Origin of the sequence: Hydrogenophaga sp. H7 (assembly GCF_002025745.1) — a bacterium.
Taxonomy (GTDB): Bacteria; Pseudomonadota; Gammaproteobacteria; order Burkholderiales; family Burkholderiaceae_C; genus Hydrogenophaga; species Hydrogenophaga pseudoflava.
The window spans coordinates 267,259-281,878 of the sequence record NZ_MCIC01000001.1; the positions used below are offsets into that span (position 1 = coordinate 267,259).

Annotated in this window: 12 protein-coding genes; 8 read left to right on the forward strand and 4 right to left on the reverse strand. The window is 68.4% G+C overall.

Going from position 1 to position 14,620, the window contains the following annotated elements:
• Window positions 1–56 precede the first annotated feature (56 nt).
• Window positions 57–2,102, reverse strand: coding sequence for a molybdopterin-dependent oxidoreductase (locus tag BC358_RS01360; RefSeq protein WP_079364366.1), 2,046 nt, complete (start codon window positions 2,100–2,102; stop codon window positions 57–59).
• 125 nt (window positions 2,103–2,227) lie between these two features.
• On the opposite strand from BC358_RS01360, the gene BC358_RS01365 reads away from it, so the two are divergent.
• From BC358_RS01365 to BC358_RS01375, 3 genes are all read left to right on the forward strand, one after another.
• Window positions 2,228–3,373 carry an ABC transporter substrate-binding protein gene (locus BC358_RS01365; RefSeq protein ID WP_079364367.1) on the forward strand — a complete coding sequence of 382 codons (1,146 nt, stop codon included), beginning with the start codon at window positions 2,228–2,230 and terminating at the stop codon, window positions 3,371–3,373.
• A 102-nt stretch (window positions 3,374–3,475) separates the two neighbouring features.
• Entirely contained in the window at window positions 3,476–4,690 is a 1,215-nt protein-coding gene (locus BC358_RS01370; protein WP_079364368.1) for a M20 aminoacylase family protein, read from the forward strand.
• Window positions 4,687–5,796, forward strand: a complete 1,110-nt coding sequence (locus BC358_RS01375) for a M14 family metallopeptidase (protein ID WP_079364369.1) — start codon at window positions 4,687–4,689, stop codon at window positions 5,794–5,796. The genes BC358_RS01370 and BC358_RS01375 overlap by 4 nt, the downstream gene beginning before the upstream one ends.
• Window positions 5,797–5,817: 21 nt before the next feature.
• Here the strand turns inward: BC358_RS01375 and BC358_RS01380 are convergent, their stop codons facing one another.
• The 3 genes from BC358_RS01380 to BC358_RS01390 all read right to left on the reverse strand — a co-directional run bounded on the left by BC358_RS01380 (window position 5,818) and on the right by BC358_RS01390 (window position 8,370).
• The gene (locus BC358_RS01380; RefSeq protein ID WP_079364370.1) at window positions 5,818–6,477 is read right to left on the reverse strand and encodes a TetR/AcrR family transcriptional regulator; all 660 of its coding nucleotides are present in this window, start codon (window positions 6,475–6,477) and stop codon (window positions 5,818–5,820) included.
• Between the two features lies 1 nt (window position 6,478).
• Window positions 6,479–7,687 (reverse strand): patatin-like phospholipase family protein, encoded by a 1,209-nt coding sequence (locus BC358_RS01385; protein ID WP_079364371.1) that lies wholly within the window; start codon window positions 7,685–7,687, stop codon window positions 6,479–6,481.
• Between the two features lie 122 nt (window positions 7,688–7,809).
• A complete protein-coding gene (locus tag BC358_RS01390) occupies window positions 7,810–8,370 on the reverse strand; it encodes a phasin family protein (RefSeq protein WP_066153763.1) in 561 nt (186 codons plus the stop codon).
• Between the two features lie 207 nt (window positions 8,371–8,577).
• Here BC358_RS01390 and BC358_RS01395 point away from each other — a divergent pair, with 207 nt between their 5' ends.
• From BC358_RS01395 to slmA, 5 genes are all read left to right on the forward strand, one after another.
• A complete protein-coding gene (locus BC358_RS01395; RefSeq protein WP_079364372.1) occupies window positions 8,578–10,563 on the forward strand; it encodes an SDR family oxidoreductase in 1,986 nt (661 codons plus the stop codon).
• A 64-nt stretch (window positions 10,564–10,627) separates the two neighbouring features.
• Window positions 10,628–11,539 carry an acetylglutamate kinase gene (gene argB / locus BC358_RS01400; RefSeq protein ID WP_079364373.1) on the forward strand — a complete coding sequence of 304 codons (912 nt, stop codon included), beginning with the start codon at window positions 10,628–10,630 and terminating at the stop codon, window positions 11,537–11,539.
• 2 nt (window positions 11,540–11,541) lie between these two features.
• Window positions 11,542–12,234, forward strand: coding sequence for a response regulator transcription factor (locus BC358_RS01405; RefSeq protein ID WP_066153755.1), 693 nt, complete (start codon window positions 11,542–11,544; stop codon window positions 12,232–12,234).
• Window positions 12,218–13,711: an ATP-binding protein gene (locus tag BC358_RS01410; RefSeq protein WP_079364374.1), complete on the forward strand. Its 1,494-nt coding sequence runs from the start codon at window positions 12,218–12,220 to the stop codon at window positions 13,709–13,711. The genes BC358_RS01405 and BC358_RS01410 overlap by 17 nt, the downstream gene beginning before the upstream one ends.
• A gap of 61 nt (window positions 13,712–13,772) precedes the next feature.
• Window positions 13,773–14,450 (forward strand): nucleoid occlusion factor SlmA, encoded by a 678-nt coding sequence (slmA, locus tag BC358_RS01415; protein WP_066153750.1) that lies wholly within the window; start codon window positions 13,773–13,775, stop codon window positions 14,448–14,450.
• Window positions 14,451–14,620: the final 170 nt, after the last annotated feature.

Genomic DNA, 14,620 nt, shown 5'->3' on the forward strand with positions numbered 1-14,620 from the left:
GCCTCTGGCGCGGTGCCTTCCTCCGGGGAGGAAGCCGTGAGGCGGCGCAGGGGGGGTCATCCCTTTTCCACTTGCACCAGGCAGTCGTAGAACACCGGTGCACGGCCCAGGTCGGTGAGCTTCTGGCTGGTCAGTTCGTTCACGTTGCTGCCGTCCAGGCCCAGCTTGCGCCACCAGATGCCCAGTCCGTTGACCACGCCCTCGCGTGCCCGGGTCGAGAGGCGCGCGGTGCAGCGGTAGCTGCCGCGCTGGTTGAACACCCGCACCAGGTCACCGTCGGCGATGCCGCGCGGGGCGGCGTCGGCCGCGCTGATCTCCAGCAGTGGTTCGCCTTCGATGTCGCGCAGGCTCTTCACGTTCACGAAGCTGGAGTTGAGGAAGTTGCGCGCGGGCGGCGAGATCATGGCCAGCGGGTGGCGCGGGTCGCTGCCGGCCGGCTCGTGGTTGGGCACGTGGTCGGGCAGGCCGTCCAGCCCCTGCGCCGCCAGGCGTGCGCTGAAGAACTCGCATTTGCCGGAGGGCGTCGGGAAGCCACCCTCGGCGAACGGGGCCTCGGGCACCGACAGCGTGGCAAAGCCCTGGTCGAGCAGTTGCTGGAAGTCCACCCGGTCGCCGAAGGTCTGGCGGCACAGGGTTTCATCGTCGTCGGCGAAGCAGGGGTCGTCGAAGCCCATGCGCTGAGCCAGCTGGCGGAACACCTCGGTGTTGGGTCGCGCCTGCCCGACCGGCGCGATGGCGGGCCGGTTGAGCAGCACGTCGGTGTGGCCGTAACTCGTGTGGATGTCCCAGTGCTCCAGCTGGGTGGTGGCGGGCAGCACGATGTCGGCGTGGTCCGCGGTGTCGGTCATGAAGTGTTCGAGCACCACGGTGAACAGGTCTTCGCGCGCAAAACCCTGCACCACCTTGGGCGACTCGGGCGCGACCGCCACCGGGTTGCTGTTGTAGACGATCAGCGCCTCGATCTTCGGGCCGAACGCTGGCGAGGATTCGCGCAGCAGATCGTCGCCGATGGTGACCATGTTGATGGTACGTGGCGTGCGGCCGGCCAGCAGGTCGGGGCGGTGCAGCGCGGCGCGGTCGACAGGAAAGTGGCCCGAGGCCGAGAGCAGCAGACCGCCCGCGCGGTGGCGCCAGGCGCCGGTCAGCGCCGGCAGGCAGGCGATGGCGCGCACCGCGTTGCCGCCGCCGCGCACGCGCTGCATGCCGTAGTTCAGGCGGATGGCGGCCGGCTTCGTGGTGCCGTAGTCGCGCGCCAGCCGTTCGATCTGTTCGACCGGGATGCCGCAAACCTCGGCCGCACGCTCGGGCGGCCACTGCAGGGCGCGTTCGCGCAGCTGCTCCCACCCCAGGGTGTGGCGGGCGATGTAGTCGTGATCCAGCCAGTCGTTCCTGATGAGTTCGTGCATCAGCGCCAGCGCCAGTGCGGCGTCGGTGCCGGGGCGCAGCGCGATGTGCTCGTGGCACTTGTCGGCGGTTTCGCTGCGGCGCGGGTCGATGCAGACCAGGCGCGCGCCGTCACGCTTGGCCTGCTGCGCCAGGCGCCAGAAATGCAGATTGCTGGCAATGGAGTTGCTGCCCCAGATCAGGATCAGCTTGGCCTCGGCGAAGTGCTCGACCTTCATGCCCAGCTTGCCGCCCAGGGTGTGCACCAGGGCCTCGCCGCCGGCGGCCGCGCAGATCGTGCGGTCCAGGAAAGAGGCGCCGAGCCTGTTGAAGAAGCGCGCCGCCATGCCCTCGCTCTGCACCTGACCCATGGTGCCGGCGTAGCTGTAGGGCACGATGGCCTGCGGGTTGCGCGCGGCGATGTCTTTCAGCCGCGCGGCGATGTCATCCAGTGCCTCGTCCCATCCGATGGGCTCGAACCGCCCGCTGCCCTTGGGGCCGGTGCGGCGCAGCGGCGTGAGGATGCGTTCGGGGTGGTGGGTGCGTTCGGGGTAGCGCGATACCTTGGTGCACAGCGCGCCGTCGGTGTGGCGGTGTGCCGGGTTGCCGGCCACGCGCACGGCTTTGCCGTCCACCACTGTGGTGACCAGGGCACAGGTGTCGGGGCAGTCGTGGGGGCAAGCGCCCCGGACCGTGAATTCGTTGGGGTTGTGGGCCATGAAATGCGGTGAATGGCGTATAGGCGGGGCGGGGCCTATGTAGTAGGCTTCGCAAGTCTGGTGACGCCCTGTTACGAACGAGGTGACATCCGACCAGCTCAAAAAAGCATATCAGGAGTCACTGGATGCAACGTCGTCGGGTTCTTTCTTACTTGGGTGCCTGTCTGGGCGCTTCTACCCTGGCCGGCGTGGCCGGTTCCGCGTGGGCCCAGGCGGCTGGCGGATCGGGGGCCATCGTGCTGGGACAGTCGGCGCCGTTCACCGGGCCGTCCGCGCAGCTGGGGCTGCAGTTCAACCTGGGGGCCCAGCTGTACTTTGACCAGGTCAATGCCTCCGGGGGCGTCAACGGGCGCCGCATCGAACTCAAGCGGCTGGACGATGGCTACGATCCGGAGCGCTGCGTGGCCAACACCAGGCAGTTCATCGCCGACGGCGTATTCGCCCTGTTCGGCTACGTCGGTACCCCCACCAGCCTCGCCGCCCTGCCGCTGGCCACTGAAGCCAAGCTGCCCTTCTTTGCGCCCTTCACCGGGGCGCAGGCCCTGCGCGAGCCGTTCAACCGCTACGCCATTCATGTGCGGGCCTCGTACTTTGACGAAACCGCCGCCATCGTCAAGCAGGTCACCTCGATCGGCGTCAAGCGGGTGGCGGTGTTCTACCAGAACGACGCCTACGGAAAGGCCGGGCTCGAAGGTGTCGAGCGCGCCCTGAAGGCGCTCAACATGGAGCCGGCGGCGGTGGGAACGGTGGAGCGCAACAGCAACGAGGTGGCGCCGGCGCTCAAGGACATCATGGCCGTCAAGCCCGAGGCCATCGTGCAGATCGGTTCGTACAAGGCCTGTGCCACCTTCATCCGGCTGGCGCGCCAGCAGGGCTACCCTGGCAACTTCTACAACGTCTCCTTCGTCGGCACGCAGGCGCTGCTGGACGAACTGGGGGCGGTGGCCAAGGGTGTGGCGGTCAGCCAGGTGATGCCTTTTCCCTATTCGCCTGCAACGCCTATCTCGGGTGAGTACCTGGCCGCGCTCAAGGACCAGCGCGGTGTGGCGCCCAACTACTCCGGCATCGAAGGCTTTGTGGCCGCGAAGGTGCTGGTGGAGGGGCTCAAGCGCGCCCGAGGCGCCGGCCGGGAGGCCTTCATCGATGCCATCGGGGGCATGAAGGATGTGAGCATCGGTGGATTTCCGCTGGACTTCGGGCCGCAGAAGCACGCCGGCTCCCGCTTCGTCGAACTGACCCTGCTGACCGAAGACGGCCGGGTGCGCCGCTGACGCGGGCAGGGCCGACATCCCCGGTCCGGTCCGGGTTGTCGCGAACGGACCTGTCTCCAGGGCCGTGCATGGCTACCATGGCCGTTTGCAGATGAGGACACCATGCAGCTGATCGACTCCATCCTGACCCAGTCCGCGGCCATCGCCGCCGTGCGCCGCGACATCCACGCCCATCCCGAGCTCTGTTTTGAAGAGGTGCGCACCGCCGAGGTGGTCGCCGCCAAACTGACCGAGTGGGGCATCCCGGTGCACCGTGGCATGGGCACCACCGGTGTGGTCGGCATCGTGCACGGCCGCGACGGCGGGGCCTGTGGCCGTGCCATCGGCCTGCGCGCCGACATGGACGCGCTGCCCATGCAGGAGCACAACCACTTCGCGCACGCCAGCCAGCACGCCGGCAAGATGCACGCCTGCGGCCACGACGGCCACACCGCCATGCTGCTGGCGGCGGCGCAGCACTTCTCGAAACACCGGAACTTCGACGGCACTGTCTACCTGATCTTCCAGCCGGCCGAAGAGGGCGGCGGCGGTGCCCGCGAGATGATCAAGGACGGCCTGTTCGAGCAGTTCCCGGTCGAGGCGGTGTTCGGCATGCACAACTGGCCGGGCCTGCCGGTGGGCAGTTTTGCCGCCAGCGCCGGCCCGGTGATGGCTTCCAGCAACGAGTTCCACATCGTCATCCGCGGCAAGGGCTCGCACGCCGCGCTGCCGCACAACGGCATCGACCCGGTGCCCGTGGCCTGCCAGATGGTGCAGGCCTTCCAGACCATCATCTCGCGCAACAAGAAGCCGGTGGACGCCGGCGTGATCAGCGTGACCATGATCCACACCGGCGAAGCGACCAATGTGGTGCCCGACAGCTGCGAGATCCAGGGCACGGTGCGCACCTTCACCTACGAGGTGCTGGACCTGATCGAGCGGCGCATGCAGGAGATCGCCGAGCACACCTGCGCCGCCTTCGGCGCCAGCTGCGAGTTCCAGTTCCGCCGCAACTACCCGCCGACCGTCAACCACCCGGCCGAGACCGCGTTCGTGCGCGAGGTGCTGGCCGGCATCGTCGGCGCCGACCAGGTGCTGGTGCAGGAGCCGACCATGGGGGCCGAAGACTTCGCCTACATGCTGCAGGCGCGGCCAGGCTGCTACATCTTCATCGCCAACGGCGAGGGCGCGCACCGCGAGATCGGCCACGGCGGCGGCCCCTGCACGCTGCACAACCCGAGCTACGACTTCAACGACGACCTGATCCCGCTGGGCGCGACCTACTGGGTGCGGCTGGCCGAGCAGTGGCTGTCGCAACCGCGCAAGGACGCCGCATGATCAATCCCCAGTCCGCTTTCGCGTCGTCCTATGCCCGGGCCCGCGTGCAGTTTCTGGAGGGGGCCGCCGCCGCCGGCATGGCCATCCGCAGCCACAACCACCCGCTGCCCGGGCGCGACCAGGAAACCCTGGCCATGGACGTGGCCCTGGACGGACCGCCGGATGCCGAGCGACTCCTGATCGTCAGCAGCGCCTGCCACGGCGTGGAAGGGTTCTGTGGCTCGGGCATCCAGGTGTTTGCCACCCACGACGCCGACTGGCGCGCGCACGCCCGTGCCGCCGGGGTCGCGGTGCTGTACATCCACGCGCTCAATCCCTACGGGTTCTCGCACCTGCGCCGGGTGACCGAGGACAACGTCGATCTCAACCGCAACTTCCAGGATTTCTCGCAGCCCCTGCCGGCGAACCCGGCCTATGACGAACTGCACCCGTTCCTGCTGCCGGCGGTCTGGCCGCCCGTGGCCGAGAACGAGGCGGTCATCGCCCACTTCATCGGGCGCAAGGGGCTGGGCGCGTACCAGAGCGCGGTCTCCCAGGGCCAGCACAGCCACCCCGATGGTCTGTTCTTCGGCGGCACGGCGCCGACCTGGAGCCACCGCACGCTGCGCGAGGTGTTGCGCGAACATGGGCGCAGCGCGCGCCACATCGCCTGGATCGACCTGCACACCGGGCTGGGCCCGAGCGGCCTGGGCGAGCGCATCTTCGCCTGCCGCGACGACGACGCGGCCCTGCAGCGCGCCCGCGCCTGGTGGGGTGGCGACGGCCAGACGCCCGTGACCTCGATCTACGACGGCAGCTCTGCCTCGGCCCGCCTGACCGGCCTGATGTGGAACGCGGTCTACGAAGAGTGCCCGCAGGCCCAATACACCGGGATCGCGCTGGAATACGGCACCCTGCCGCTGCTGGATGTCCTCAACGCCCTGCGCGGCGACCAGTGGATGCGCCTGCACCCGGATGCCCCGGCCGGCCTGCGTACCGTGATCCAGAAACGGGTGCGGGACGCGTTCTATGTCAACACCGACGACTGGCGGGCCCAGGTGGTGTCCCAGGCCCGCCAGGCCCTGTTCCAGGCGGTGGACGGGCTGCGCCGCAGCCCGCCCCAATAGGCCCAGGCGGCGGCCCCGGGCTCAGGGCGCCGTGCGGTAGGCGCCCGTGAGCTGCAGCAGATGCTGGCGCTGGCCGGCTTCGAGGTAAGGTGCCAGCACATTGAGCACGTGCTGCGCACCACGCAGCAGCGCCGCCTGCGCGTTGTCCGGCTCCAGCGCATGGCGCGGGTCGCGCACGTACTCGAAGCTCAGCCAGTAGGTCAGCAGCACCACCATGCAGTTGGCCGTGGGTTCGAGTTCCCGCGCATCGAGGTCGATGGCGCCGGCGCGCGACATGCCGCTGAGCAGGCTGCGCACCGAACGGATCTTGTTCTTGAGCACGGCCTGGAAGCGCGTCTCCAGCAGCCGGTTCTTGGACAGCAGGTCGTTGAGGTCGCGGTAGAGGAAGCGGTATTCCCAGACTATTTCGAACAGCGAGTGCAGGAAGAACCAGGCGTCCTCCACATTGCGCACGCCGTCGCTGGCCTGCAGCAGCTCGTTGAGCGCCTTCTCGTAGCGCTCGAACAGCGAGTTGATCAGCTCGTCCTTGGCCGGGTAGTGGTAGTACAGGTTGCCGGGGCTGATGCCGAGTTCGGAGGAAATCAGCGTGGTGGAGACGTTGGGCTCACCGAAGCGGTTGAACAGCGCGAGGGTGACTTCCAGGATGCGTTCGGCCGTGCGTCGGGGGGCTTTGCGGGTCATGTCAGGCGCGCTGCGTCTGCAGCCGGTGTTCGAGGGTTTCCAGGGCGCTGTCCAGTCGCTCCAGGGCCGTCTCGCGCCGCACCGGTTCCGCAGGCAGCAGCCGCCGGTGCGGGTCGCGCAGGGCGGCCCCGTCCAGCGTGATCCCGTGCCGCGCCAGCGTCGGACCCAGGTGGCCGGACCGGTCGCGCAACAGCTGGCGGGTCTGCTGGAAGGCGTGTTCGGCCAGCTCGCGGCGCTGGCGGTAGCTGAAGGTGTTGGCGAAGAACAGCTCGGCGTCGCGCTGGTCGGGTTCGATCAGCACGATGTCGGTGTCGGGGTAGGTGCGTTCGTAGTGCTTGAAGCCCAGTGCCAGACGGGAGTGGATCATCGAGCGGAAGGTCTGGCTCATGACCGCCGGCAGCCCGCCTTCGACCAGGGAAGGAATGTGTTCGCTGGCGGCGCCGGCGTGGAACGGCACCAGCGGGTTCAGACACAGCAGCAGGTCCACCCCCTCGTCCAGCGCCACCGTGGCGTGCACGGTCTTTTTCAGCGCGCCGTCCACGTAGTGCCGGCCGTCGATGACCACCGGCGGGAACAGGCCGGGCAGGGCGGCGCTGGCCTGGATGGCGCGCGAGATCGGCACGTGGTCCCAGCCCGGGCGTCCGAAAGGCGTGGCATCGCCGGTGTCGAGCTCGGTGGCCACCAGGGTCAGGCGGGCGCGCAGCTGGCGGAAGTCGTTGCTGCGGCCGGGTTTGCTGAACAGGCGCTGGATCTGTTCGTGGATGCCTTCGTTGTCCAGCACGCCGGTGGGCAGCGCGGCGCCCATGCGCTCGAAGGCGTTGGTGAAGCGCTTGCCCTGGGCGGCCCAGGCCCACAGCGCACCGCCCATCAGCGCCGGAACCCGCTGCGCCCGTTCGATGAACTCGCGCCAGGCCGGGCGCATCAGCCAGGCGGGGTCGAAGCGGTCATCGCCCAGGCGGTCCTCGATGAAGGAATCGCACAGCTGGCGCGGTGTGATGCCGTTGACCAGTCCCGCGGCGATGAAGCCGCCGGCCGACACGCCGATGTAGTGGTCGCAACCGTTGAAGTCCAGTCCGTGCAGGCTGTCTTCCAGGGCGCACAGGGCACCGATCTCGTAGATCGCACCCAGAGGCCCGCCGCCGGCAAAGGCCAGCGCGATGCGGGGGGTGGGGCGGGAACGCCGTGTCGAACGGGGGCGGGAAGGCGTCATGCGGTCGAGTGTAGACCGCCACGAAGGCGGCAGGTGTTGCGTTGCAGCAGTCCGCGCGGACGAAAAAAAGGGGCGCCGGGCGCCCCTTCCTGCTCAGCCGAGCGGCGCATGGCCCCGGCCGCTCAGGCCGCCTTCTTGGCGCGCGCCGGTGCCTTGCGGGCGGGCTTGGCGCTGGCGGTTTTCGGACTGGTCTTCGTGGCAGCTTTGGCCGCGGCCTTCGGTGCGGCGGCCTTGCGCGGTGCGGCGGCCTTCACGGTCTTGCCGCCCTCGCCGGCCACGGCGGCGCTGAGGGCGTCGATGCGCTCGATCAGCGCCTCGATGTCGCGCGCCGAGGGCACGCCCAGCTTGTTCAGGGCCTTGGCCACGCGGTCTTCAAAGATGTTCTCCAGCTTGTCCCACTGGCCCGCGGCCTTGCTGCCGATATCGCTGGCCATGTTGGTCATGCGCTGCGTGGCCTCGTTGAGGCGTTCTTCGGCGACAGCCTGGGTCTTGCGCTGGATCGACAGGCCTTCCTTGACCAGGGTCTCGAAGGCCTTGCCGCCTTCGGCCTGGGCCTTGGAGAAAGCGCCGAGGCCGGCCAGCCAGATCTGCTGGGCGGAATCCTTGATCGCGCCGGACAGCGGCGAGGCGGCGGCGGATGCACCGGTGCTGGCGGTGCCGGATTTGCGAGTCTTGGTGACCATGGAAGCTCCGTGAACGGGGTGGATCGGGATGGAGGCGTGGCAATGCCTCAGGGTGATGGGACTGTACGGCTGTGGCGCCATGCCTGTGTAGGGGCCAGCGACTAAAAACTGGGGTGCGCGCCACGGGTTTGTGCTGAACCGGCGCCATCGGCTAGTGGTGAACAATGAACGGTTGTTCCCGATACCCACAAATCCAGGAGTACCTCGATGCACTATTTCGTCACCGGCGCCACCGGCTTCATCGGCAAACGGCTCGTCAAGAAACTGCTGGAGCGCAAGGGCGCGGTGGTGCACTTCCTGCTGCGCAAGGAAAGTGCGGGCAAGGTGGCAGGGTTGCGCGAGTTCTGGGGCGTGGGCGCGACCCGGGCCATCCCGGTGTTCGGTGACCTGACGGCGAAAAAGCTGGGCGTGAGCGCCGAGGACATCAAGGCGCTCAAGGGCCAGATCGACCACTTCCACCACCTGGCCGCGGTGTACGACCTGGAGGCCGATGCCGAGAGCCAGATCGTCGTCAATGTGGACGGCACGCGCAACACCGTCGAGTTCGCCAAGGCGATTGGTGCCGGGCACTTCCACCATGTGTCGTCGATCGCCGCGGCGGGCCTGTACGAAGGCGTGTTCCGCGAGGACATGTTCGACGAGGCCGAGGGACTGGACCATCCGTACTTCATGACCAAGCACGAGAGCGAGAAGATCGTGCGCCTCGAATGCAAGTTGCCATGGACGGTGTACCGGCCGGCGGCCGTGGTCGGCGACAGCCGCACCGGCGAGATGGACAAGATCGACGGGCCCTACTACTTCTTCAAGCTCATCCAGCGCATGCGCCAGATCCTGCCGCCGTGGATGCCCAGCGTGGGCCTGGAGGGCGGTCGCATCAACATCGTGCCGGTGGACTTCGTGGTCAACGCGCTGGACCACATCAGCCACCAGAAGCGCGCCAGCGGCGGCTGCTTCCACCTGGTCGACCCGATGGGCTACCGCGTCGGCGACGTGCTCGACATCCTGAGCAAGGCGGCGCACGCGCCCAAGATGAACCTGTTCGTCAACGCGGCGCTGCTGGGCTTCATTCCCAAGAGCGTGAAGAAGGGCCTGATGGCCCTGGCCCCGGTGCGCCGCGTCTACCGCGCGGTGATGCAGGACCTCGGTCTGCCCGAGGACATGATGACCTTCGTCAACTACCCCACGCGCTTCGACTGCCGCGAGACCACGGCCGCGCTCAAGGGCAGCGGCATCGCCTGCCCCGACCTCAAGGACTACGCCTGGCGCCTGTGGGACTACTGGGAGCGGCATCTCGACCCGGACCTGCACATCGACCGCAGCCTGCGTGGCACCGTGGCCGGCAAGGTCGTGTTGGTCACCGGCGGCAGCTCGGGCATCGGTCTGGCGGCGGCGCACAAGTTCGCTGAAGCGGGTGCGGTCACCATCATCTGCGGGCGCGACCAGGACAAGCTCGACGAGGCCTGCGCCGAAGCCACGGCCAAGGGCTACCAGTTCATCGCCTACCCGGCCGACATCGCCGACATGGCCGACTGCGACCGCTTCGTTCAGCTGCTGATCCAGAACCATGGCGGCGTGGACTTCCTGATCAACAACGCCGGCCGTTCGATCCGCCGCGCCATCGAAAGCAGCTACGACCGCTTCCACGATTTCGAGCGCACGATGCAGCTCAATTACTTCGGTTGCCTGCGCGTGACCATGGGCCTGCTGCCGGGCATGGTGGCCAAGCGCAAGGGTCACATCGTGAACATCAGCTCCATCGGCGTGCTGACCAACGCGCCGCGCTTCTCGGCCTATGTGGCCAGCAAGGCGGCGCTGGATGCGTGGACCCGCTGCGCATCGTCCGAGTTCGCCGACCAGGGCATCTCGTTCACGACCATCAACATGCCGCTGGTGCGCACGCCCATGATCGCACCGACGCAGATCTACAAGAACGTGCCCACGCTCTCGCCCGAAGAGGCGGCCGACATGATCGCGCAGGCCTGCATCTTCAAGCCGGTGCGCATCGCCACGCGCCTGGGGGTGACCGGTCAGGTGCTGCACGCCTTCGTGCCGCGCATCGCGCAGATCGTGATGAACACCAGCTTCCGCATGTTCCCCGACTCCTCGGCCGCCAAGGGAGAGAAGGGGGCGAAGCCCCAGCTGTCGCCGGAAGCCATCGCGATGCAGCAGATGATGCGCGGCATTCATTTCTGACCTTGGGGATCGGGCGGGTGGGGACCTAGAATTTCGGGGTTCCCGTTCTCTCCACCCACCCGCCATGACCAGCCCCAACCACACCCCCGTCGATCTGTCCCACATCCAGCCGCGCGAGAAGGCCGAGCTGCTCGCGCAGGCCCTGCCGTACATCCGCAAGTACCATGGCAAGACCATGGTCATCAAGTACGGCGGCAACGCCATGACCGACCCGGCCCTGCAGCAGGACTTTGCCGAAGACGTGGTGTTGCTCAAGCTGGTCGGCATCAACCCGGTGGTGGTGCACGGCGGCGGTCCGCAGATCGAGACCCTGCTGCAGCGCCTGGGCAAGAAGGGCGAGTTCATCCAGGGCATGCGCGTGACCGACGCCGAGACCATGGAGGTGGTCGAGTGGGTGCTGGGCGGCGAGGTGCAGCAGGACATCGTGGGCCTGATCAACGCCGCTGGCGGCAAGGCCGTGGGCCTGACGGGCCGCGACGGCGCCATGATCCGCGCGCAGAAGCTGCGCCTGGCCGACCAGCAGGACCCGAGCCGCGAACACGACGTGGGCCAGGTCGGCGACATCGTGTCCATTGATCCCTCGGTGGTGAAGGCACTGCAGGATGACCAGTTCATTCCCGTGGTCAGCCCGATCGGCTTCGGCGAGAAGAACGAGAGCTACAACATCAACGCCGACGTGGTGGCCGCCAAGCTCGCCACCGTGCTGCAGGCCGAGAAGCTGCTGATGCTCACCAACATCCGCGGCGTGCTGGACAAGGCCGGCAACCTGATGACCGAGCTGACGCCGCGCCGCATCGACGAACTGTGCGAGGACGGCACCATCAGCGGCGGCATGATCCCCAAGATCGCCGGCGCGCTGGACGCGGCCAAGAGCGGCGTGAACGCGGTGCACATCATCGATGGCCGCGTGCCGCATGCGCTGCTGCTGGAGGTTCTGGGTGACCAGCCGTTCGGCACGATGATCAAAAGCCACTGACCATGAGGCTGCTGCTGGTTGAAGACGACGTGATGGTCGCCAGCGGCATCAAGCTGGGGCTGAGCAACGCCGGCTACACGGTGGACTGGGTCGGCAGCGCCGAGCGGGCCGAGCAGGCGGTGGAGAACGACAGCTTCGACCTGGCCATCGTCGACATCGGACTGCCCGGCATCAACGGTCTGGAGCTGACCCAGCGGCTGCGCGCGCGGGGCTGGGCCATGCCGGTGCTGATCCTGACCGCGCGCGACGCGCTGCACGACCGGGTGCAGGGGCTGGACCTCGGCGCCGACGACTACATGCTCAAGCCCTTCGAGCTGCCCGAGCTGCTGGCACGCCTGCGTGCGCTGCTGCGGCGCTCGCAGGCCGCGACCACCGCGGTGCTCAGCCTGGGACCGCTGGAGATGGACACCGCACTGCGCCGCGTCAACCTGGCCGGTCAGACCATGGAGCTGGGGCCGCGCGAGTGGACCGTGCTCGAGTACCTGCTGCTGCAGGCCCCGAAGCCGGCCGCCAAGGACAAGCTGCTGGCGGCGCTGACCGGCTGGGACAAGGAAATCACGCCCAACGCCATCGAGGTCTACGTCTCGCGCCTGCGCGCCAAGCTGGAGCCGGCCGGGGTGGCGCTGCGCTCGATCCGCGGCTTCGGCTACCGGCTCGAACTGCTGCCACCGTCCGCCCATGCGCGCGAGCCCTGAACACCGGTCGGCCGAAGGCCTGATCTGGGGGCTGCAGCGGCGCCTGCTGGTGCTGCTGTTTCTCCCATTGGGGCTGGTCGGGCTGGTGAGTGTCTATTTCCACTACCAGAGCGCAGGCACCGCGGCCTTGCAGCAGGACCAGCAACTGCTGCGGCTGGTGCCGATGCTGGCCGACTCGGTGGTGGTGACCTTGCCCCGCGACGCCCCCCGACCGATCGACATCGACGCCGACCCTGGGCTGGCCCTGCTGCTGGCGCCGCCGGTGGACGTGTTCCTCAAGGAGCGCGAGGGCTATGCCGGCTACGGGGTGATGGATGCCAACGGCCGTCTGCTGCTCGGGGACCACTGGCTGCCGACCGTGTTGCCCTCCACCGAAGACGCCGAGTTCCTCAGCGTGGTCGACGGCGGCATCACCTACCGGGTGGTGGCGCAGCGCAGCCCGACCGCGGCGGGCGAGCTCATCATCATGCTGGCCGACGGTTCCGATGGGCGCCAGCAGTGGCTGGACACGGTGCTGCTGCGGGTGTTGCTGCCCAACCTGCTGCTCATGGTGGTGGCCGCGGTGGCGGTGACCTGGGCGGTGGCGCGGGCCCTGCGCCCGCTGATCGACCTAAAGGAAGCGGTCGAGCGCCGCTCGCCCCGCGACCTCAGCCCCATTGATGCCGAGAGCGCCCCGGCCGAGGTGCGGCCGCTGGTGTCTTCGCTCAATCGGCTGTTCTCGCTGGTGAACGACCAGACGCAGGCGCAGCGCCGCTTCGTGGCCGACGCCGCGCACCAGCTGCGCACGCCGCTCGCCGGGCTGCAGGCGCAGGTCGAGGCCTGGTCGCAGGCGGCCCGTTCGATGGGTGGCACAGAGGCGCTCAGTCTCCGGGTCGAGCAGGTGCACCGCCTGCGGGACGCGACGCGCCGGACCTCGCAGCTGGCCAACCAGCTGCTGGCGCTCTCGCGCGCCGACAGCGTGAGCGCCAGCACCCACCCGATGGAGCAGGTCGACCTGCAGGAGCTGTGCGAGAACATCCTGGCACTCCATCTGGATGCCGCGGCCGACAAGCAGATGGACCTGGGACTGGAGGCCGCGCCGGCCCAGACCCGTGGCCACGCCTGGTTGCTGCGCGAGCTGCTGATCAACATCGTGGACAACGCGGTCAAGTACACCCCGCCGGGCGGACGCATCACGCTGCGCTGTGGCCAGGACCTCGCGGCCGAGCCGCCACAGGCCTGGATCGAGGTCGAGGACGATGGTCCTGGCATTGCCGAAGACGAGCGACAGCGGGTGCTGGAACGCTTCTACCGCCTGCCCGGCACCCAGGCCGATGGCAACGGACTGGGGCTGGCCATTGCCGACGAAATCGCCCGATCCCACCACACCCAGCTGCAGCTGCTGACCGGCGGAAACGGGCGGGGATTGCGCGTGCGCGTGGTGTTCGAGGCGGTCCGGGCCGGCGGGAGGCCTGTGCGAGAATCACCGGAGGGATGACACACCACGGGCCGGACGCATGGCCAGCCCGACTGCTGAACACCAACGGACCCGACCACCCATGAGCTCCAGCGCTTCCTCGTCCACGGCCGCCGCCTCTCCCGATGCCGCCAGTGAAGGCGCCGAGAGCACCGAGTCCGGTGGCCGCAAGCGGCCCAAGCCCGGTGAGCGCCGGGTGCAGATCCTGCAGGCGCTGGCGACCATGCTGGAACAGCCCGGCGCCGAGCGCGTGACGACCGCCGCGCTGGCCGCCCGGCTGGATGTCAGTGAAGCTGCTCTCTACCGCCATTTCGCCAGCAAGGCCCAGATGTTCGAGGGCCTCATCGAGTTCATCGAACAGTCCGTGTTCGGTCTGGTCAACCAGCTGGGCGAGCGCGAGCCCGATCCGGTGCTGCGTTCGCGCAAGCTGGTCACGCTGCTGCTGCAGTTTGGCGAGAAGAACCCCGGCATGGCGCGCGTCATGGTGGGCGATGCCCTGGTGTACGAGAACGAGCGCCTGCAGCAGCGCATGAACCTGTTCTTCGACAAGATCGAGTCGGCGCTGCGCCAGAACCTGCGCGAGATCGCCGTGCTCTCGTCGGCGACCACCCCCACCGTCGATGCCCAGGCCGATGCCTCGGTCATCACGGCCTTCTGCATGGGGCGGCTGCAGCGTTTTGCCCGCAGCGGCTTCAAGCGCCCGCCCAGCGAGAACCTTGACCACGGCCTGCGCCTGCTGCTGCCCGACGGGCGCCTGTGACCTCCCGGGTCCGGGTGTGCGGGTAAACCCGCAGATGCCGGCGCTGGGCGCCGCGCATTAGGGCGCAGCCCCTAGACAAAATTCCCGTTGCACGCCGCAGGTTGCGCCTGGGGTCATTCTTTTGCGGTAAAAATAGCACGACCGTTCGATTTGTGGGCGGTCTTCTTTTT